The sequence below is a fragment of the Streptomyces sp. NBC_01013 genome (genome assembly GCF_045162765.1).
GTDB lineage: Bacteria > Actinomycetota > Actinomycetes > Streptomycetales > Streptomycetaceae > Streptomyces.
On record NZ_CP108687.1, the window covers coordinates 2578868 to 2598927 of the forward strand.

Here is a 20060-nt window from a genome sequence, read left to right on the forward strand (position 1 = left end):
ACATGACCACCACCGAAGGTGCCGCAGCGAGCAGGGGGGCGAGCCGGGTACTCGTCCTCAACTCCGGCTCCTCCTCCTTGAAGTACCAGCTCCTCGACATGCGGGACCGCACCCGGCTCGCGTCCGGCCTGGTGGAGCGGATCGGCGAGGAGACATCCCGGCTCGTCCACACACCACAGGCCGGCGGCGGTGGCGAGAGCCGGGAGCGCAACGGCCGGATCCCCGACCACGACGCGGCGCTCAGGGCGGCCGCCGAGGAGCTCGCGGCCGACGGCCTCGGACTGGACTCCCCCGAACTCGCCGCGATAGGTCACCGGGTGGTGCACGGCGGGCTGCGGTTCACCGAGCCGACCGTGATCACCGACGAGGTACTGAAGGAGATCGAGCGCCTGGTGCCGGTGGCGCCGCTGCACAACCCGGCGAACATCACCGGCATCCGCACCGCCCAGGCGCTGCGTCCCGACCTGCCGCAGGTGGCGGTGTTCGACACCGCGTTCCACACGACGATGCCGGAGTACGCGGCGCGGTACGCCATCGACGTGGAGACGGCCGACGCCCACCGGATCCGCCGTTACGGATTCCACGGCACCTCGCACGCCTACGTCTCCCGCAGGACGGCCGAGCTGCTGGACAAGGCCCCCGAGGACGTCAACGTCATCGTGCTGCACCTGGGCAACGGCGCCTCGGCCTCGGCGGTGGCGGGTGGCCGGTGCGTGGAGACCTCGATGGGACTGACCCCCTTGGAGGGTCTGGTCATGGGTACGCGTTCCGGAGACATCGATCCGGCGGTCACCTTCCACCTCAAGCGGGTGGCGGGCATGTCGGCGGACGAGATCGACGTACTGCTGAACAAGAAGAGCGGACTGGTCGGCCTGTGCGGCGACAACGACATGCGGGAGATCCGGCGCCGGATCGACGAGGGCGACGAGCGGGCCGCCCTCGCCTTCGACATCTACGTCCACCGGCTGAAGAAGTACATCGGCGCCTATTCGGCCGTCCTCGGGCGGGTGGACGCGGTCGTGTTCACGGCCGGGGTCGGGGAGAACTCGGCGCCGGTGCGGGAGGCTGCCATCGCGGGTCTGGAGGAGCTCGGCCTGGCGGTGGACGCGGATCTCAACGCCGTACGGTCCGGCGAACCCCGGCTGATCTCGCCGAATTACGCCCGGGTCGCGGTCGCCGTGGTGCCGACGGACGAGGAGCTGGAGATCGCCGGCCAGACCTTCGCACTGGTCGACAACTGAGCACCCCCGCGCCCCTTTGTATCTTCCACCAGACGGAATATTCCGCAGCGAAACAAACCGATAGGATCCGCCTCATGCGCCGTTCCAAAATCGTCTGCACCCTCGGCCCCGCCGTCGACTCCCATGAGCAGCTCGTCGCTCTGATCGAGGCCGGCATGAGCGTGGCCCGATTCAACTTCAGTCACGGTTCCCACGCGGAGCACCAGGGTCGTTACGACCGGGTCCGCAAGGCCGCCGCCGAGACCGGCCGGGCGGTCGGCGTACTCGCCGACCTCCAGGGGCCGAAGATCCGCCTGGCGAAGTTCGCCGAGGGCCCGGTGGAACTGGTCCGCGGGGACGAGTTCGTCATCACCGCCGAGGACGTCCCCGGGGACAAGTCGATCTGCGGCACGACCTACAAGGGTCTGCCCGGCGACGTCACCAAGGGCGATCCGATCCTGATCAACGACGGCAACGTGGAGCTGAAGGTCGTCTCCGTGGACGGCCCCCGTGTCCACACCATCGTCATCGAGGGCGGGGTGATCTCCGACCACAAGGGGATCAACCTGCCGGGTGCGGCGGTCAACGTCCCGGCCCTGTCCGAGAAGGACATCGACGACCTGCGCTTCGCCCTGAAGATGGGCTGCGACCTGGTCGCGCTCTCCTTCGTGCGCGACGCGAGCGACGTCAAGGACGTCCACAAGATCATGGACGAGGAGGGCCGCCGGGTCCCCGTCATCGCCAAGGTCGAGAAGCCGCAGGCCGTCGAGAACATGGAGGGCGTCGTCGCGGCGTTCGACGGTGTGATGGTCGCCCGTGGCGACCTCGCCGTCGAATACCCGCTGGAGAAGGTCCCGATGGTGCAGAAGCGCCTGGTGGAGCTCTGCCGGCGCAACGCCAAGCCGGTGATCGTGGCGACCCAGATGATGGAGTCGATGATCACCAACTCCCGTCCGACCCGCGCCGAGGCGTCCGACGTCGCCAACGCGATCCTGGACGGCGCGGACGCGGTCATGCTCTCCGCCGAGTCCTCGGTGGGCGCCTACCCGATCGAGACGGTCAAGACGATGTCGAAGATCGTCGTCGCCGCCGAGGAGGAGCTGCTCTCCAAGGGCCTCCAGCCGCTGGTGCCGGGCAAGAAGCCCCGCACCCAGGGCGGTTCCGTGGCCCGCGCGGCCTGCGAGATCGCGGACTTCCTGAACGGTGAGGCGCTGGTCGCCTTCACCAAGTCCGGCGACACCGCCCGCCGCCTCTCCCGCTACCGCGCGTCCCAGCCCATCCTGGCCTTCACCACGGACGAGTCGACCCGCAACCAGCTGGCACTCAGCTGGGGTGTCGAGGCCTATGTGGTCCCGCACGTGGACAACACGGACGCGATGGTGGAGCTGGTCGACGGCGAGCTGCTGAAGCTGAACCGCTACAGCAACGGCGACACGATGGTCATCACGGCCGGCTCGCCTCCCGGCATCCCCGGCACGACCAACATGGTGCGCGTGCACCAGGTGGGCGGCCAGAGCCGCGACTGACGGCGTCCGCCGCAGACATGACTGTGGGCCGCACCCCGGAGGGTGCGGCCCACAGCCGTTGTGCGGCTCCCGGACGGGTCGGTCGGTCAGCTGTCCTGGCTGAAGTAGTTCTGCAGGCCCGGCACCGTCAGCGTCCCGCCGAACTGGCCCGCCTGCTTCAGCTTCACATTGGTGAAGAAGGCGAAGGGCACGTTCAGCGGCGGCGGGGTCTCCGGGCTGAAGGTGATCGGGATGAGGCCGAAGAGGTTCCCCTTCAGCTCATCCGTGTACATCGTCACCTCGCCGTCGCGGATGGTGGACGTGGAGCCCTTCCGCGCCTTCACATGGCCCGTCACGCCCGGCACCGGGCCGACGGTCAGCTGGTGGAGGTCCTTGATGTCGATGGAGGAGGCGGTGAACTTCAGCACCTTCTTCGTGCTGCCGTCGCCCTTCTCCACCTCGACGATGCCCTTGTAGTCGAGCCCCCTCAGGGTGAGCAGCGAACTCTCCAGGACCCACGGCTCGTTCGGCAGGCGCGGGATGCCCTGCTCCAGCTTGGCCGCGGCCAGGGCCTCCGGGTCGGCGGTCGGGCACGGGAAGGGCTGCTTGGCGCCGTCCGGGATGTCCTCGTCCGCCTTCGGGTCGAGTCCCTTGACGTCCTCGTCGAGCTCCTCGACCGGCTTGCCGGCCTTGTCCGCAGCGTCACGGATGGCGTCGGTGGTCTTGTCGACCGTGTCCTTCGCCGCGTCCGTGGCCTTCTCGACGACCTTCTCGACCGGCTTGTCGGCGGCCTTGTCCGCGGTCTCCGCCGTGGCGGAGTCCGAGGGCTCCGGAGTCGCCGTGGTGGCGTCGGGGGCCGGGCTCGCCGTCTTCTCGTCCGGTCCGTCGAAGAGGTCCTTGAGCGCGTCGCCGACTCCCAGCGGGTCGAGCGGGTTCGTCGACTCCGTGGGGGTGGGGCTCGGGCTCGCCGTGGCAGCCGGGGCGTCGGCGCTCTTCTGGGCCGCGGCACCGGCCGCGTCGCCCGTGGCGTCGGCCGTCGGCTCTGCCTTCGCCTCGTCCGTGGCGCTCGCCGACGGGGTGGCCGTGGGCTCCGGAGTCGCCTCTTCGCTCGTGTCCGGCGCGGGCTTGCTGCTCTCGGTGGCCGACGGGGAGGGCGTCGTCGATGCCGAGGGCGACGGATCCGCCGACTCGCTCGGCTCGTCGGAGCGGGTCACGCAGGGGCCGGGCGCGAACGGGATGTCACCGGCGTCGTCGGCCATCGCGAGCTTGGGGGTGAGCCCCATCCCGACGAAGACGGCCGTCGGCATCGCGGCGAGCGCGAACGCCTTCTTGCCGGCGGGCATGTGCAGCTTCGTCAGGAGCGACTTCCTGGGGGCGGCGTGGCGCGGCCCTCTTCGCTCCTCGAGCCCGCCCTCGCCCAGGGCGTTCACCTGCCTGTCGTCACCCCGCACGATGCCTCCCGCCGTCGACCTCAACTGTCGTGTCGTAATTCGCCGACTGCTGCTGCTCGGGGTAACCCATCCCGTGGAGCGCGCCCTCGGAGTGGGCCGGGGCCTGGGGGTCCTTCGCGAAGGAGAGGGCGCCCGGCGCTTCCGCGCCGAGGAGTTCCGGCTCCTCCTCCTCGCCGAGAAGGCCCTGGGCCGGTACGGCTGCTTCCTGCGCCTTCGGGTCGCCCGGGACCCAGGACACGGAGAGCGCGCCACCGATCAGGGCGAGCAGGAAGCCGATGACGAAGCCGCCGATGTTGGCGACGGGTATGGAGATCAGCGCCAGCAGGATCGCAGCGACTCCGGCGAAGACCCTGACGATGCTGTGGAACCACATCGTCAGGCCCAGCGTGACCAGCAGGACTCCGATGATGAGCGACCCGGCGCCCGCGGTGGTGGACATGGCCAGCGTCATGTTGCCGAGGTGCATGTTCGCGTACGGGAAGTACGCGATGGGTACGCCGCCCAGCATGGTGAAGACGCCCGCCCAGAACGGCCGGTTACCCCGCCAGGTGCGGAAGGTCCGCCGGAAGTCGCTGAGGTAGTGCTCGTTCTGCCCTTGGGATTCGGGGCTCATGGAAAACAGCTCCCTGGAACCGGTACTGCTGTGAGAAAGAGAAGGGTGGGTGGCCGGGGGGCCGCCGTGAGGCGTACCCCGGCCACCCGGGCGAGTGCTTAGTAGCACTCCTTGACGCCCTTGTGCAGCTTCAGCGACAGGCCGGGAAGCTTGAACGTTCCTGCCGTGGTGGCCCACGCCTGCTGGTGAACACCCTTCAGCTTGGCCTTCTCGGCCCGCTGCGAGAACCCGTAGGGGTTGGCCTGGGTGCCAGGCTGGATGCCTATGCTCCCGGGCTTGTCCGTCTTCAACGAACCGGCGGCCACACCGATGTCGATGTTCTTGAACTCGGCGTCCGCGTCGAGCTGCGAGACGTCGAGGTACAGGTCCTTGGCGTAGACCGGGTCGTCACCCTTCTTCGGGTCACCCGCGTTGAGCTGCAGCGTGATGCTGCCGAGCCCGAACGGCAGGTCGGGCGTGACGACCGACTGGCACATGTTGGTGATGGTGGCCTCGCTGAACCCGGACACTGCGACGGGAGCCGCCTGGTCCTTGCCCTTGAGGTCCTTACCCGTCGCCACACTGCCGTACTGGACGAAGTTCTCGCCGTTCAGCTCATCCGCGCTGACCTTGAACTCCTGGCCGGACACGCTGAACGACGCGGCGAGCGCGCCCTGTGCCAGACCCACACCGACTGCGGCGGTGGCTATGACGCTCGGCACCATGACGACAGCGAAACGCTTCCATCTCGTGCCACCGCGAACCTGGGAACTCATACTTTTCCTCCTTCTCGGACGTACATCTCCGGTCTGGCATCCTGCCCGACCTGGGATGGGAGAAGTGCTACGTCCTCGGAAAGGAGAGCGCCTGCAAACGGGGGCTTGAACCGCGCCCGAATCACCGGCGATCACCCCCGAGCGACAACCACTGGCCACGCGTTCGCGCAACCTGTTTCGGACAGGCCCTGCCGGTCAGCAGGAACCCCCCTGTCCGGAGTCGGCGCCACTGCCGCCGACCCGCTCGGTGGGGACCCAACAGAGCCGCCGCACCGACTGGCAGCCGGACTGGCGTTATTGGACCGAGCGTGGCCGATCGTGGTCCATTCGCGGCCGTGACACAAGGGGGTTCGTTACTCGCTAGTAACGGCCCGATAACCGACCCACGACGGGGTGGCATCACGCGGCCACACAGGGTTGCCTCGACCCGGCAGACGAAAGCCACCATTCAGGAGTGAAGCCGGACAGAACCCGATGATCGATTTACTGCGAGTAACAGGCCGCGCTTTTATCAAGATTTGGTAAAGCCGAGGGTTCTCTTAGCGCCAGAACGCGAAAACGGCCGTGACCCCCACCCGGGGGCCACGGCCGTGTTGTCAGATCAGAACAAGACGCGCGCCAGTGCGGTGCGCGCGGCACCGACGCGCGGGTCGTCGGGGCCGATCACCTCGAAGAGCTCCAGCAGACGCACTCGCACCCGGTCCCGGTCGTCGCCGAAATTGCGGCGGACCGTCTCGACGAGACGCCCGAACGCGTCCTCGACGTGACCGCCGACCAGATCGAGGTCGGCCGCGGCGATCTGCGCGTCCACGTCCCCCGGATTCGCGGCGGCGTCGGTGCGGACCTGCTGCGGGTCCATCTTCTGGACCCGGCCCAGGAGTTCGGCCTGCGCGAGGCCGAGCTTGGCCTCGCTGTTGGCCGGGTCGTCGGAGAGCACGTTCTTGTACGCCTGGACGGCGCCGGCGAAGTCATTGGCGTCCAGCGCCTGCGCGGCCGCCTCCAGGAGTGCGTCGTACGGCCCCGCGGGCGCCTCGGGGGCCTGGGCGGCCGCATCCGCGTCCGCCGCACCCTGGTCGACCGCGATGCCGGTGAGTCCGAACCGCTCCTCGCCGACCTGGATCAGCTGGTCCAGCGTCTCCCGGATCTGCGACTCGGGGGCCGCACCCTGGAAGAGGGGCAGCGCCTGTCCGGCCACGACGGCGAAGACGGCCGGGATGCCCTGGATCCCGAACTGCTGCATCAGCATCTGGTTGGCGTCGACATCGACCTTGGCCAGCAGGAAGCGGCCGTTGTACTCGAGGGCCAGGCGCTCCAGGAGCGGACCCAGTTGCTTGCACGGCTCGCACCACTCGGCCCAGAAGTCGATGACGACCGGGACTTCGGCGGAGCGCTGGAGGACGTCGCTCTCGAAGCCCGCCTCATCGACATCGATCACGAGGGAGGACGGGGGCACGGCTGCGGGGCCACCCTGCCGGGCGGACTCGGCGCGGGCCTGCTCCGCCTTCACCTTGGCCTCACCGGCCGCCTTCACCGCGGCGAGGTCGACGACGCCGCTCATGGACATGTTCCTAGGCTGCATACGTACATCCTCCCCCCTCGGCACGCTGTTCCGGAAAGCGATACGGGAACCGCATCCGCCCGCCGCCCCCGCCGGTGTGCGAGGTGCACGGACAGACACGGCCCGAGGGCCCCTGAAAGGCCCGGTTCGGCGCCCGGTCCCCACCCGGCGCCTTGTGGCTGTCGCTCGTTCGTGGCGCAACGACGGCTGGCCATCGTTCTTACGCTACGACCCGTAGCGTAACTGGCCACCACCCTCGATGCACAAGTGTGTTCGGTGATCTGTCTCACGGCGAACGAGGTCGGCCGAAACTAGCTACCGGCGGGTATGGTCGCGGGATGCTGAGCCACAGCCACCCCAAACCCTCACGAACGGGACGTCCACGCAGTGTCGCCGCCGACGAGGCGATCCTCGAAGCCACCAGAGCCTCGCTGGTCGACCTCGGCTGGTCGAAGCTGACGATGGGTGATGTGGCGACGCGCGCCGGGGTCGCCAAGACGACGCTCTACCGGCGGTGGGCGGGCAAGAACGAACTGGTCGTGGACGCCGTGGCGGTGCTCTTCGACGAGCTGGAACTGCCGGACCTGGGCAGCCTGTCCGCCGATGTCCAGGCGGTGGTGCTGCAGTTCGCCGCCCTGCTGGCGCGGCCGGAGACCCAGACGGCGCTGATGGCGGTGGTCGCGGAGTCGACGCGCGACGAGGCCTTGCGGGCCCGGATCCGCGACTCGATCGTGGACCGGCAGAAGCGCCTCGTCCTCCAGGGCCGGCGACGGGCGCAGGAGCGCGGGGAGTTGCCCGTCGAGGCGGACGAGGCCACGGCGGCACTGACCGCCGACCTGATCTTCGACGTGATCGCCGGTGCGGTCGTGCACCGGGCGCTGGTGAGCGCCGAGCCCGTCGATGCCGACTGGGCCCGGCGCTTCACCCTGCTGCTGCTCACGGGCCTGGGCGCTGCCGCCGCGGGATAGCGGGCACCAGGGGCTCGGGAGGGCGTCAGAAGCCGGGCGGCTCCGTGTAGGTGCCCCACTCCTCGCGCAGCACCCCGCAGATCTCGCCGAGGGTCGCCTCCGCGCGTACGGCGTCGAGCATCGGCGCGATCATGTTGGAGCCGTCGCGGGCGGCGGCCAGCATCGCGTCCAGCGTGGCGGTCACCCGGGCGTCGTCGCGGCCCTCCTTGCGGCCGGCGAGCTCACGGACCTGCTCGCGCTCGACCTCGTGGCTGACCCGCAGGATCTCCAGGTCGCCGGTGACCGAGCCGTGGGCGACGTTGACGCCGACGACCCGCTTGTCACCCTTCTCCAGTGACTGCTGGTACTGGAAGGCCGATTCGGCGATCTCGCCGGTGAACCAGCCGTCCTCGATACCGCGCAGGATGCCGGAGGTCATCGGTCCCACGGGGTGCTGCCCGTCCGGGTGGGCGCGGGTGCCGCGTTCCTTGATCTGGTCGAAGATCTTCTCGGCCTCCGCCTCGATCCGGTCGGTGAGCTGCTCCACGTACCAGGAACCGCCCAGCGGGTCGGCCACGTTGGCGACGCCGGTCTCCTCCATCAGCACCTGCTGGGTGCGCAGCGCGATCTCGGCCGCCTGCGCGGAGGGGAGCGCGAGGGTCTCGTCGAGGGCGTTGGTGTGCAGGGAGTTGGTGCCGCCGAGGACCGCGGAGAGCGCCTCGACCGCGGTCCGCACGACGTTGTTGTACGGCTGCTGAGCGGTGAGCGAGACGCCGGCGGTCTGGGTGTGGAAGCGGAGCCACTGCGCCTTGTCGGTCTTGGCGCCGTACGTCTCCTTCATCCAGCGGGCCCAGATCCGGCGGGCCGCGCGGAACTTGGCGATCTCCTCGAAGAAGTCGAGGTGCGCGTCGAAGAAGAAGGAGAGGCCGGGGGCGAAGGTGTCGACGTCCAGGCCGCGGGACAGGCCCAGCTCCACGTAACCGAAGCCGTCGGCGAGGGTGTACGCGAGCTCCTGCGCGGCCGTGGCCCCGGCCTCGCGGATGTGGTAGCCGGAGACGGAGAGCGGCTTGTAGGCGGGGATGTCGCGGGCGCAGTGCTCCATCAGGTCGCCGATGAGGCGCAGGTGGGGCTCGGGCTGGAAGAGCCACTCCTTCTGCGCGATGTACTCCTTGAAGATGTCCGTCTGCAGCGTGCCGTTGAGCACGGACGGGTCGACGCCCTGGCGCTCGGCGGCGACCAGGTACATGCAGAAGACGGGCACGGCCGGGCCGCTGATCGTCATCGACGTCGTGACGTCGCCGAGCGGGATGTCCTTGAAGAGGACCTCCATGTCCGCGGCGGAGTCGATGGCCACACCGCAGTGCCCGACCTCACCCAGCGCGCGGGGGTCGTCCGAGTCGCGGCCCATGAGCGTCGGCATGTCGAAGGCCACGCTCAGCCCGCCGCCGCCCGCGGCCAGGATCATCTTGTAGCGCTCGTTGGTCTGCTCGGCGTTGCCGAAGCCGGCGAACTGGCGGATGGTCCAGGTGCGGCCGCGGTAGCCGGTCGCGTGCAGGCCCCGGGTGAAGGGGTACTCGCCGGGCCAGCCGATCCGCTCGAAGCCCTCGTACGCATCCCCGGGCCGGGGGCCGTACACGGGCTCGACCGGGTCCCCGGAGAGCGTGGTGAAGTCCGCGTCACGCTTGCGGGCCTTGTCGTAACGGGCCTGCCAGCGGCGGCGGCCCTCCTCGATCGCGTCAGCGTCCATACCCATCAATTTACTAGGACGTCCTAGTAAATGTCGATGACAAACCGCCCGGCGCTTCGCGCGGGGCGGTCGGGGTCAGGCGTTCGCAGGTGCCGGGGCCGCGTCCGCGATCAGCGGCTCGACCTCGCGGACGACCTTGCGCTCCACGAAGAACGCGGCCGTCGGAATGGTGCCGGAGAGCAGCACCCAGGCCAGCTTGCCCATCGGCCACTTCGCCTTGGAGCCGAGGTCGAAGGCGAAGATCAGGTAGATGATGTACAGCACGCCGTGGATCTGGGAGACGACGAGGGTCAGCCCCTCACCCTTGTCGAAGCCGTACTTGAAGATCATGCACGCGCAGAGGATCAGCAACATGACGGCGGTGACGTAAGCCATCACCCGATAGCGGGTCAGCACACTGCGTTTCATGCCATCGAGCGTAACCGGACGTCCGGGGCGATCTTGCAGCGGGCCCGGGGCGGAACGGCCCCTCTCAGATCTCCTCGAAATCCTGGGCCGCGATCCGCAGCGGCCGCAGCAACGCGAAGATCTCGCCGCATTCCTCGGCGTCGTACACCCCGAGGCCGAACTCCATCGCGACCAGGTCGCGGGTGGCGGACTCGACGACCTCGCGGCCCTTGTCGGTGATGGAGGCGAGCGTTCCGCGGCCGTCGTTCGGGTTGGGGCGTTTGCCGACCAGGCCGGAGCGCACCAGCCGGTCCACGGTGTTCGTGACCGAGGTGGGGTGGACCATCAGCCGCTCGCCGATCTTGGACATCGGCAGCTCGCCGGCCTTGGAGAAGGTGAGCAGCACCAGCGCCTCGTACCGCGCGAAGGTCAGTCCGTACGGTTTGACCACCGCGTCGACCTCGGCGAGCAGGATCTGCTGCGCACGCATGATCGAGGTGATCGCCCCCATGGAGGGCACCGGACCCCAGCGCTGCTGCCAGAGCTCGTCGGCGCGGGCGATGGGGTCGAAGGGGAGACTGAGCGGCTTCGGCACGGCATCGACCTTACCTACTGGTCACATGCCGGTCGTCCCCGTCTCGAACTTCGGTCCGAATGCGGTGAGCGGGTGCGGTTCTGCGGACCTCGGCGACGAGCAGCAGCAGGCACAGGGTGCCCAGCACCCCGGATCCGGCGACCACCCGGTGTACGGGGAAGAACTCGGCGGCCAGGCCGGCCAGAGCCATACCGACGCCCTGGAGCGTCATCAGTCCGGCCGTCAGCAAGGTCATCGCCCGGCCGCGCAGCTCGACGGGGACGGCCTCGACGAACCACCGGTCGAGGCCGATGACGTACGCCGATCCCGCACCGGCCAGCACCAGCGCGACCGCTGCCAGGGCCACACCGGGACGGAGCCCGTACAACAAGAGGGGCAGCAGCCCGGCCGCGGCGAGCGGCAGCACGACCAGCGAACGGGCCCGGGGGCTGAGCCCGGCGCCTGCGTACAGCTCCGCGGCGATGCAGCCGACCGGCATCGCACACATCAGCAGCCCGAGCGCGGCGCTGCCCGCCCCGATCTCGTCGGCGTACGGGGCGGCCAGGGCCTCCGGCGCGACGGCGAACATCGGGGGCATCCAGAAGAGCAGCATCAGCCCCCGGATCCTGCGATGGCCGAGCACCTGCCGGGCCCCGGAGAGCGACTCCTTCAACAGCGTGCGGCCCGGCCCGTCGCCGGTGCGCGCGGGCCGGTCGCGGGTGCCGAGGCGGAGCACGGCCGCCGAGGAGAGGAAGGTGGCGACCGTGATCGTGATCGCGCCGCGCGGAGAGACAACGGCGAGCAGCAGCCCGCCCGCGCCGAAGCCGGCGAGCAGAGCGCTCTGCGAGACGATGCGTAGCAACGAACGCCCGAGGACGAACAGGTCCCCCTCACCGAGGATGTCGGTGAGCGCGGCCATCCTGGTCCCGGTGAAGACGGGCGAGACGGCGGCGACGAGGCAGCGCAGCACGAGGAGTCCGGCGACCGGAGTGCCCGGCAGCACCATCACCGCCACGCAGCCGGCGCAGATCAGGTCGCATGTGACCAGCACCCGGCGGGCGGGGTAGCGGTCGGCGATCCCGGCGAGGAGCGTGCCGCCCACGAGGTAGGGGAGCATGCCGAGCGCGAAGGTCAGCGCGCTGAGCAGGGGGGAGGCGGTGAGGTCGTACACGAGGACGGTGAGGGCGAGTTCGCTGACGACGACGCCGAGCAGCGAGAGCAGATGCGCGGCGAAGACAGCGCGGAACTCGCGTAGGGCGAAGACGGCCCGGTAGCCGCGCGGGGCGGCCGGTGCGCGCTCCGCCGGGCCCCGGAGTGCGAGCGGTTCGCTCGGGTCCGGGGGACCGTCGCGCTCCGGGGCCGTAGCCGGGAGAGGAGCCGGTCCGGCGGGGGCGGGGTGCGCGGCACTCGGGGCGGGCGGCGCGGTCCGGGGCGGTCCCGGCCGGTCGCGGGGTGTGTCCGTCGCGTCGCGGGGGCCGCCGGCGCTGGGATCGGTCTCTCTCGGCATGGGCGCAGCGTGCGGGAGAGCCGGCCGTTTCCGTAGACTTTCGGCCCCAGCCGAATCTTCCGGAGCCCGAGCATGCCCGTCCAGATGCATTTCGACGAGAGCGACCTGCTGCGCTGCCGGTTCGCGATCTCGCCGCTCTGGGAGACCCAGGCCGCCGTGCGGGTGCTCGGGCGGCCCGAACGGCAGGGGTACCACCTGCCCTGGCTGCGCAGGATCCGGGGCGAGGCCGTCGGGCTCGACCTGGAGCCGTTGTGGCTGCTGATGAGGGAGGGCGGTCACAGTCCGGACTTCTTCTGCCCGCCGCCGATCGGCCCCCTCGCCTCGTTCGAGGAGGAGATCGCGCGGGTGCGAGCCGTCGATCCCCACCTGGCGGGCCAGGACATGGCCTGGTCGCTGGCGGGCCGGCCTGAGCTGCTGCACTCCCCCGCCGGGCAGGCGCTGCTGGCCGATCCCACGCGGGCCGTGCAGCAGCTGGCCGACCTTCTGGAAGGGGCCTGGCGGGTCCTGATCGAACCGCACTGGCCCCGGCTCCGCGCCCTGCTGGAGGCCGATGTCGCCTACCACTCGCGAAGACTGGCCGCGGTGGGCTTCGAACGGCTGCTGGGCGAGCTGAGCCCGCAGCTGAGGTGGGCGGACTCCACGCTCACCATCACCCGCACACGGGCCCGTCACTCCCGGGTGCTCGGTGGGCAGGGCCTCGTCCTGATGCCGTCCGTCTTCGCCTGGCCGGACGCGGTCGGCGGCATCGAGGACCCCTGGCAGCCCGCGGTCATCTACCCGGCCCGCGGCATCGGCGGACTGTGGACGGAGCCGGGCAGCACCACCCCGGACGTGCTGGCGCGGCTGCTCGGCCGGGTCCGGGCCGACATCCTGTGCGCGCTCGACGAGCCCGCCGGCACCAGCGCACTCGCCCACCGCCTGGGCCGCGCCCCGTCGTCCGTGTCCGAGCACCTGTCGGTGCTGCGGGCCGCCGGGCTGCTGACGTCACGCCGGTACGGCCACCAGGTGCTGTACGAACGGACGCCGCTCGGCATCGCCCTGGCCGTGCCGCAGTGAGCGGAGCCCCCGGCCGGGTGTGCGGCTGGGGGCTCCGGGGGACGTACGGCGGCACTCGGCGTCAGTCCGCCAGGTAGCGCTCCACCGTCTCGACCTTCGAGGTCAGACCGTCCGTGACGCCCGGGCGGATGTCGGCCTTGAGTACGAGGGAGACCCGTCCGGCGCGCGCCTCGACGGCCGCGACGGCGCGCTTGACGACGTCCATGACCTCGTCCCACTCACCTTCGATGGAGGTGAACATGGCGTCCGTGCGGTTGGGCAGACCGGACTCGCGGACGACCCGGACGGCATCGGCGACATACTCGCCGACGTCCTCGCCGACACCCAGCGGACTGACGGAGAAGGCGACGATCATGCGCTGACCGTGCCTTCCCGGCGGGCCCGGGCGGCGATGACGCCGTCGGCCTCGTAGCGCTTCAGCACCTTGTCGCCGTACAGGCCGCCGAAGGGCAGCACACAGAGCAGGAAGAAGAACGCGACGCGCTTGAGCGGCCACTTGGTCTTCCCCCAGACGTCCAGCAGCAGCACCACGTAGATCACGAAGAGCACGCCGTGCAGCATGCCGAGCGGCATCATCAGGAAGTCGATGTCGGAGACCCGGCTGAGGACCGAACCGAAGAGGATCAGCGCGGGGAAGGACAGTGCCTCGGGAATCGAGATGAGGCGCAGCCGGTGCAGGGCGGTAGCGGTCTTGATGTCCACGGGGGCACCTTCGGTGGGAGGACGGTGACAGCTTGTGAACGCAGGCACAAGCGGTCCCCATTGTGGCATCGCCGCTCGCACCGCCCGGCGGCGGGGGCGGTCCCGCACCGCCCGCTCCGTAAGGCATACGTCCCGATTGCGTCCGCATCCCGTACCGGATGCGTATCAGGGCCGGTCCAGGGGGCTGGATCGCGTCACAGGCCCTGTTCCGGCGGAGGTCCCTGCCGTTACCTTCGCCGGGTGGCGATGTTCCGACTCCAAGGCAGCAAGACGCTCGCCGTCGACCTGACCGGCGACGCAGTCAAGGCGAAGAACGGCTCGATGGTCGCGTACGACGGCCGGATGACGTTCAAGAAGATGACCGGCGGAGGTGAAGGTCTGCGCGGCATGGTGACGCGCCGGCTGACCGGTGAACAGATGACCGTGATGGAGGTGACCGGGCAGGGCACCTGCTACTTCGCCGACCGCGCGAGCGAGATCAATCTGGTCTCGCTGCGCGGCGAGAAGCTGTACGTCGAGGCGAGCAATCTGCTCTGCACCGACGCCGGGCTGCGCACCGGCACCACCTTTACCGGGCTCCGCGGCGGCGCGACGGGCAACGGCCTGTTCACCACCACGATCGAGGGAACCGGCCAGGCGGCGATCATGTCGGACGGCTCGGCGGTGGTCCTGCGGGTGTCCGCCCAGTACCCGCTCTCCGTCGACCCGGGCGCCTACATCGCCCACCAGGGCAACCTCCAGCAGCACTTCCAGTCCGGGGTGAACTTCCGGACGCTGATGGGCGAGGGGTCCGGCGAGTCCTTCCAGATCCGGTTCGAGGGTGAGGGGCTGGTCTACGTACAGCCCAGCGAGCGGAACACGATCGGGGGCGATGTCTGATGCCGTTCCGCGAGATCAACTCGAAGATGGTCGAGGCGACGGTGATCCCCGGCCAGAAGATGTTCAGCCAGCGCGGCGCGATGCTGGCCTACCGGGGCGAGGTGTCGTTCACGCCGAACATCCAGGGCGGCCAGGGCGGGGTGATGTCGATGATCGGCCGCCGGATGGCGAACGAGGCGACTCCGCTGATGACGGTCGAGGGGAGCGGCACCGTGATGTTCGGCCACGGCGGCCACCACATCCAGGTGATCAACCTGGCCGGGGACACCCTCTACGTGGAGGCCGACCGGCTGCTCGCCTTCGACGGAACGCTCCAGCAGGGCACGATGTTCATGGGCTCGCAGGGCGGCGTGATGGGCATGGTGCGCGGCCAGGTGACCGGGCAGGGCCTGTTCACCACCACGCTCAAGGGCCATGGCGCCGTGGCGGTGATGGCGCACGGCGGGGTGATCGAGCTGCCGATCGCACCGGGCCGCGACGTGCACGTGGATCCGCAGGCGTACGTCGCGCACCACGGCGACGTACGCAACAAGCTCTCCACCGCGCTCGGCTGGCGCGACATGGTGGGGCGGGGCTCCGGCGAGGCGTTCCAGCTGGAGCTCAGTGGCAGTGGTGCGGTGTACGTCCAGGCGTCGGAGGAGAAGCTGTGAGTGGGCCCGTGGTCTTCGACCCGATGACGCTGCCGTCGGACGACAACGTCAACGCGTACACCTTCTGCGTGGAGCTCAAGGGGAGCCAGTGGTTCCTGCAGAAGGGCAAGATGATCGCCTACTACGGGCGGATGGAGTTCAACGGCATCGGTCACGGCCGCTTCGAGCGGCTGATCCGTACGAGCTTCCACTCGCCGTTGCACGCGAGCGACTGGGTGGTGGCCGAGGGCACCGGCAAGATGCTGCTCGCGGACCGGGCCTTCGATGTGAACTCGTACGACCTGGACAACGGGAATCTGACGATCCGGTCCGGCAACCTGCTCGCCTACCAGCCGACGCTGGCGTTGAAGCAGTCGATCGTGCCGGGGTTCCTGACACTGATCGGTACGGGGAAGTTCGTCGCCGCGTCCAACGGCCCGGTGGTCTTCATGGAGCCGCCGTTGCGGGTCGACCCGCAGGCGCTGGTGGGCTGGGCGGACTGCCCCTCCCCGTGCCATCACTACGACCACGGCTACATGACGGGCCTGATGGGCGGGCTGCGGGCGTTCACCGGGATCGGGGGCGCCTCGGGCGAGGAGCACCAGTTCGAGTTCGTGGGTGCCGGTACGGTGCTGCTCCAGTCCACCGAGGTACTGATGGCCGAGCAGCCGACGGGCGCCGTACCGCAGCAGGCGGGGGTCCCGGGCGGGGGCGGGGGTCAACCTGGGTCCGCACCCCGCATGCCAGGTCAGCTCGGGGACCTCCAGCGTCGCTTCGGTTTGTGAGCGGTAGTCTGCGGAGTGTGACGTCGAACGTCTGCGCCTAGCGTCCCTTCCGGCGAGCCCCGGCCCGTCGCGGCGCGGTCCGCGCGCGCGTGCCGGGTGTCACACTCCTTCACTTCGTCCGGCTTTCAACTTCTTAGGTAGAATCCATATATGGAGACCGAGACGGCCACCCGCTGGCTGAGCGACACGGAGCAGTGCGCCTGGCGCACCCACCTGGACGTCGGCAGGCTGCTGACGCACCAACTGGAGAAGGACCTCCAACCGTTCGGCCTGACCATGAACGACTACGAGATCCTCGTCAATCTCTCGGAGTCGGACGACCAGCGCATGCGGATGAGCGACCTCGCCGGCGCCACGCTGCAGTCCAAGAGCAGACTCTCCCACCAGATCACCCGCATGGAGAGCGCGGGTCTGGTCCGCCGGGAGAACTGCGAGTCCGACCGCCGGGGGCTGTACGCCGTGCTCACCGAGGCCGGCGCCGAGACGATGCGCAAGGTCGCGCCGCACCACGTGGCATCGGTCCGCAAGCACTTCATGGATCTGCTGACGCCGGAGGCCCTGGAGCAGCTGCACGCGGCCCTCACCCCGGTCGCCGACCACCTGCGCGGGCGACGCGGCAAGCACTGATCCGGCGGCGTCCTCAGCGGGGTGTCCGGCAGCCGTCGTGCGAGCCGGGTGCCCCGCTCCCCCACGCCCCTCATCCGCCCTGCCGCCCCCGCGCCGCACGTGCGGGCGACGACGACGCCCGTGCCCGCCCCGCTTTCATCGCGGTGCGGGCATCGTCGAGGCGGACGAAGCGCGGGGACCGGCGCCGGTCGGCCTACCCGGTGAGGCCCGGGAGGTCGGTCAGGCCTCCCCGGTGAGCCCTGCCACCAGTTCGTCGGCCGCCGCGTACGGATCGAGGCGGCCGGCCACGATGCGTTCGGCGAGGGCGTCCAGGCGGCGGTCGCCGTGCAGGTCGCCGATGCGTTCGCGGAGGCGGGTGACGGCGATCGTCTCGACCTCGCGGGCCGCACGGGCCGCGCGCCGCTCGGCAAGGACGCCGTGCTCCTCCATCCACGCCCGGTGCTTCTCCAGGGCCTCGACGACCTCGTCGATGCCCTCCCCCCGGGCGGCGACGGTCTTCACGATCGGCGGCCGCCAGGCGCCGGGACCGCGGGACTCCCCGAGGCCGAGCATGTGGTTGAGCTCGCGGGCGGTGGCGTCGGCGCCGTCCCGGTCGGCCTTGTTCACCACGTACACGTCGCCGATCTCCAGGATTCCGGCCTTCGCCGCCTGGATGCCGTCGCCCATGCCCGGGGCGAGGAGGACGACGGAGGTGTCGGCCTGGGAGGCGATCTCCACCTCCGACTGACCGACGCCGACCGTCTCCACCAGGATGACGTCGAAGCCCGCCGCGTCCAGCACCCGGATCGCCTGCGGTGCCGACCAGGCGAGACCGCCCAGATGGCCGCGGGTGGCCATCGAACGGATGTAGACGCCCGGGTCCGAGGCATGGTCCGACATCCGGACCCGGTCCCCGAGGAGCGCACCGCCGGAGAACGGCGACGACGGGTCGACGGCGAGCACCGCGACCCGCCTGCCCTGCCGCCGGTACGCCGTGACCAGAGCCGACGTCGATGTCGACTTGCCGACACCGGGTGACCCGGTCAGACCGACGACACAGGCGTTGCCCGCCAGGGGCGCCAGCGCAGCCATCACCTCGCGCAGCTGCGGCGACGCCCCCTCCACCAGGGAGATGAGCCGGGCCACGGCCCGTGGCCTGCCCTCGCGGGCCTGCTCCACCAGGGTGGGGACGTCCACCATCACCGCTCCGTTCACTCGCTCACTCGCTGCCGGGTTCTCCGTGTACTACCGCGTACTACTTTCCCGGAACGCGGAGGATCAGGGCGTCGCCCTGGCCGCCGCCGCCGCACAGCGCCGCCGCACCGGTGCCGCCGCCGCGCCGCTTGAGCTCCAGAGCCAGGTGCAGCACCACGCGGGCGCCGGACATCCCGATGGGGTGGCCGAGCGCGATGGCGCCGCCGTTGACGTTGACCTTGTCCGAGGTGACACCGAGGTCCTTCATGGACTGGACGGCGACGGCCGCGAAGGCCTCGTTGATCTCGATCAGGTCGAGGTCCTCGACGCCGATGCCCTCCTTCTTGAGGGCGTGGCGGATGGCGTTGGACGGCTGCGACTGCAGCGAGTTGTCCGGACCGGCCACGTTGCCGTGGGCGCCGATCTCGGCGATCCAGTCCAGGCCCAGCGCCTCGGCCTTGGCCTTGCTCATGACGACGACGGCGGCCGCACCGTCGGAGATCTGCGAGGAGGTGCCGGCCGTGATCGTGCCGTCCTTGGCGAAGGCGGGGCGCAGCTTGCCGAGGGACTCGACGGTCGTCTCGGCGCGGATGCCCTCGTCCTTGGAGAAGAGGATCGGGTCGCCCTTGCGCTGCGGGATCTCGACCGGGGTGATCTCGGCCTCGAACAGGCCGTTCTTCTGCGCCGCGGCGGCGCGCTGGTGGGACAGGGCACCGATCTCGTCCTGGGCCGCACGCGCCAGGCCGAGACGGGCGTTGTGCTTCTCGGTGGACTCACCCATCGGGATGTTCTCGTAGGCGTCGGTCAGACCGTCGTACGCCATCGAGTCGAGCATCTCGATCGCACCGTACTTGTGGCCCTCGCGGGACTTCGGGAGCAGGTGAGGGGCGTTCGTCATGGACTCCTGGCCGCCGGCCACGACCACGTCGAACTCGCCGGCGCGGATCAGCTGGTCGGCCAGGGCGATGGCGTCGAGCCCGGAGAGGCACACCTTGTTGACGGTGAGCGCCGGTACGTTCATCGGGATGCCGGCCTTGACCGCTGCCTGGCGTGCCGGGATCTGCCCTGCCCCGGCCTGCAGCACCTGGCCCATGATCACGTACTCGACCTGGTCGCCGCCGATGCCGGCCCGGTCCAGCGCCGCCTTGATGGCGAAGCCGCCGAGGTCGGCTCCGGAGAAGCTCTTCAGGGAGCCGAGGAGGCGACCCATGGGCGTACGGGCGCCCGCGACGATCACTGAGGTGGTTCCGGTCGTTCCTGACATGAGGCGCAGCCCCTTGGGATCGATTGTGAACGAGGGTTTACATGAATGTACTGAGCAGTACCGCGCCCGTCATCCGGCAACGGGTGTGATCGCGCGCACGTTGCGTAACCATCCGCCGAGCGCTGCACTGGTTCCATGCTGACGCGAATCGACCACATCGGGATCGCCTGTTTCGACCTCGACAAGACCGTCGAGTTCTACCGCTCGACCTACGGGTTCGAGGTGTTCCACTCGGAGATCAACGAGGAGCAGGGCGTGAGGGAGGCCATGCTCAAGATCAACGAGACGTCCGACGGCGGCGCCTCGTACCTCCAGCTGCTGGAACCGACCCGCGAGGACTCCGCCGTGGGTAAATGGCTGGCCAAGAACGGCGAGGGCGTGCACCACATCGCCTTCGGTACGGCGGACGTGGACGCGGACGCCGCGGACATCCGGGAAAAGGGTGTCCGGGTGCTGTACGAGGAGCCCAGGACGGGTTCTATGGGCTCCAGGATCACCTTCCTCCACCCCAAGGACTGCCACGGTGTGCTGACCGAGCTGGTCACCTCCCGGGCCGAGCACTGACGCGAGGGCCCCTTACCCGCTCCCGCCGTACCGGCTCGGGCGTCGGTGCGGTCGGTCCCGAGGTTGTCGGGGTGCCCTCACAGCGGAGCTGTGCGGGCATTCCGGCAACGTCGCGAG

General features: G+C 69.9%; 21 protein-coding genes. 9 read left to right on the forward strand and 12 right to left on the reverse strand.

Translation table 11 applies throughout. The annotated features are described in order from the left end of the window. Positions 1-2: 2 nt before the first annotated feature. Together OG538_RS10710 and pyk are read left to right on the forward strand one after the other, a co-directional pair. Positions 3-1241, forward strand: a complete 1239-nt coding sequence (locus OG538_RS10710; RefSeq protein ID WP_406092432.1) for an acetate kinase — start codon at positions 3-5, stop codon at positions 1239-1241. Between the two features lie 74 nt (positions 1242-1315). Next, complete coding sequence (gene pyk / locus OG538_RS10715; RefSeq protein ID WP_406092434.1) at positions 1316-2746, forward strand: pyruvate kinase; 1431 nt, start codon at positions 1316-1318, stop codon at positions 2744-2746. A gap of 86 nt (positions 2747-2832) precedes the next feature. On the opposite strand, the gene OG538_RS10720 is transcribed toward pyk, so the two are convergent. From OG538_RS10720 to OG538_RS10735, 4 genes are all read right to left on the reverse strand, one after another. After that, positions 2833-4176 (reverse strand): hypothetical protein, encoded by a 1344-nt coding sequence (locus OG538_RS10720; RefSeq protein ID WP_406092436.1) that lies wholly within the window; start codon positions 4174-4176, stop codon positions 2833-2835. Next, the gene (locus tag OG538_RS10725; protein ID WP_406092438.1) at positions 4166-4789 is read right to left on the reverse strand and encodes a DUF6114 domain-containing protein; all 624 of its coding nucleotides are present in this window, start codon (positions 4787-4789) and stop codon (positions 4166-4168) included. The genes OG538_RS10720 and OG538_RS10725 overlap by 11 nt, the downstream gene beginning before the upstream one ends. Positions 4790-4887: 98 nt before the next feature. Further along, positions 4888-5544 carry a DUF6230 family protein gene (locus tag OG538_RS10730; RefSeq protein ID WP_406092440.1) on the reverse strand — a complete coding sequence of 219 codons (657 nt, stop codon included), beginning with the start codon at positions 5542-5544 and terminating at the stop codon, positions 4888-4890. Between the two features lie 601 nt (positions 5545-6145). Next, a complete protein-coding gene (locus OG538_RS10735; RefSeq protein WP_406092441.1) occupies positions 6146-7123 on the reverse strand; it encodes a tetratricopeptide repeat protein in 978 nt (325 codons plus the stop codon). A gap of 317 nt (positions 7124-7440) precedes the next feature. On the opposite strand from OG538_RS10735, the gene OG538_RS10740 reads away from it, so the two are divergent. Beyond that, a complete protein-coding gene (locus tag OG538_RS10740) occupies positions 7441-8070 on the forward strand; it encodes a TetR/AcrR family transcriptional regulator (protein WP_406092443.1) in 630 nt (209 codons plus the stop codon). A gap of 25 nt (positions 8071-8095) precedes the next feature. Here OG538_RS10740 and OG538_RS10745 read toward each other — a convergent pair whose 3' ends face one another. The 4 genes from OG538_RS10745 to OG538_RS10760 all read right to left on the reverse strand — a co-directional run bounded on the left by OG538_RS10745 (position 8096) and on the right by OG538_RS10760 (position 12264). Further along, positions 8096-9796, reverse strand: a complete 1701-nt coding sequence (locus tag OG538_RS10745) for a methylmalonyl-CoA mutase (RefSeq protein ID WP_406092445.1) — start codon at positions 9794-9796, stop codon at positions 8096-8098. 75 nt (positions 9797-9871) lie between these two features. Next, entirely contained in the window at positions 9872-10204 is a 333-nt protein-coding gene (locus tag OG538_RS10750; protein WP_406092447.1) for a DUF3817 domain-containing protein, read from the reverse strand. 64 nt (positions 10205-10268) lie between these two features. Continuing rightward, complete coding sequence (locus OG538_RS10755) at positions 10269-10778, reverse strand: MarR family winged helix-turn-helix transcriptional regulator (protein WP_406092449.1); 510 nt, start codon at positions 10776-10778, stop codon at positions 10269-10271. 10 nt (positions 10779-10788) lie between these two features. Continuing rightward, positions 10789-12264 (reverse strand): MFS transporter, encoded by a 1476-nt coding sequence (locus OG538_RS10760; RefSeq protein ID WP_406092451.1) that lies wholly within the window; start codon positions 12262-12264, stop codon positions 10789-10791. 72 nt (positions 12265-12336) lie between these two features. Here OG538_RS10760 and OG538_RS10765 point away from each other — a divergent pair, with 72 nt between their 5' ends. Beyond that, positions 12337-13320 carry a DUF5937 family protein gene (locus tag OG538_RS10765; protein ID WP_406092453.1) on the forward strand — a complete coding sequence of 328 codons (984 nt, stop codon included), beginning with the start codon at positions 12337-12339 and terminating at the stop codon, positions 13318-13320. 61 nt (positions 13321-13381) lie between these two features. Here the strand turns inward: OG538_RS10765 and OG538_RS10770 are convergent, their stop codons facing one another. Both OG538_RS10770 and OG538_RS10775 read right to left on the reverse strand, forming a co-directional pair. After that, a complete protein-coding gene (locus OG538_RS10770; protein WP_030971479.1) occupies positions 13382-13675 on the reverse strand; it encodes an MTH1187 family thiamine-binding protein in 294 nt (97 codons plus the stop codon). After that, the gene (locus OG538_RS10775) at positions 13672-14022 is read right to left on the reverse strand and encodes a DUF3817 domain-containing protein (protein WP_326657908.1); all 351 of its coding nucleotides are present in this window, start codon (positions 14020-14022) and stop codon (positions 13672-13674) included. The genes OG538_RS10770 and OG538_RS10775 overlap by 4 nt, the downstream gene beginning before the upstream one ends. 246 nt (positions 14023-14268) lie before the next feature. Between OG538_RS10775 and OG538_RS10780 the strand changes: the two genes are divergently transcribed. The 4 genes from OG538_RS10780 to OG538_RS10795 all read left to right on the forward strand — a co-directional run bounded on the left by OG538_RS10780 (position 14269) and on the right by OG538_RS10795 (position 16942). Then, positions 14269-14901, forward strand: a complete 633-nt coding sequence (locus OG538_RS10780; RefSeq protein ID WP_406100059.1) for an AIM24 family protein — start codon at positions 14269-14271, stop codon at positions 14899-14901. Next, entirely contained in the window at positions 14901-15551 is a 651-nt protein-coding gene (locus OG538_RS10785; RefSeq protein WP_359077253.1) for an AIM24 family protein, read from the forward strand. Before OG538_RS10780 ends, OG538_RS10785 begins: the two co-directional genes overlap by 1 nt. After that, positions 15548-16315 carry an AIM24 family protein gene (locus tag OG538_RS10790; protein WP_406092456.1) on the forward strand — a complete coding sequence of 256 codons (768 nt, stop codon included), beginning with the start codon at positions 15548-15550 and terminating at the stop codon, positions 16313-16315. Before OG538_RS10785 ends, OG538_RS10790 begins: the two co-directional genes overlap by 4 nt. Before the next feature lie 150 nt (positions 16316-16465). Next, positions 16466-16942, forward strand: a complete 477-nt coding sequence (locus tag OG538_RS10795) for a MarR family winged helix-turn-helix transcriptional regulator (RefSeq protein ID WP_406092458.1) — start codon at positions 16466-16468, stop codon at positions 16940-16942. 219 nt (positions 16943-17161) lie between these two features. Here OG538_RS10795 and meaB read toward each other — a convergent pair whose 3' ends face one another. Beyond that, the gene (gene meaB, locus OG538_RS10800; RefSeq protein WP_406092460.1) at positions 17162-18121 is read right to left on the reverse strand and encodes a methylmalonyl Co-A mutase-associated GTPase MeaB; all 960 of its coding nucleotides are present in this window, start codon (positions 18119-18121) and stop codon (positions 17162-17164) included. Positions 18122-18176: 55 nt separating this feature from the next. Further along, complete coding sequence (locus OG538_RS10805; RefSeq protein ID WP_406092461.1) at positions 18177-19379, reverse strand: acetyl-CoA C-acetyltransferase; 1203 nt, start codon at positions 19377-19379, stop codon at positions 18177-18179. A 135-nt stretch (positions 19380-19514) separates the two neighbouring features. On the opposite strand from OG538_RS10805, the gene mce reads away from it, so the two are divergent. Then, the gene (gene mce, locus OG538_RS10810; protein WP_406092463.1) at positions 19515-19943 is read left to right on the forward strand and encodes a methylmalonyl-CoA epimerase; all 429 of its coding nucleotides are present in this window, start codon (positions 19515-19517) and stop codon (positions 19941-19943) included. Positions 19944-20060 lie beyond the last annotated feature (117 nt).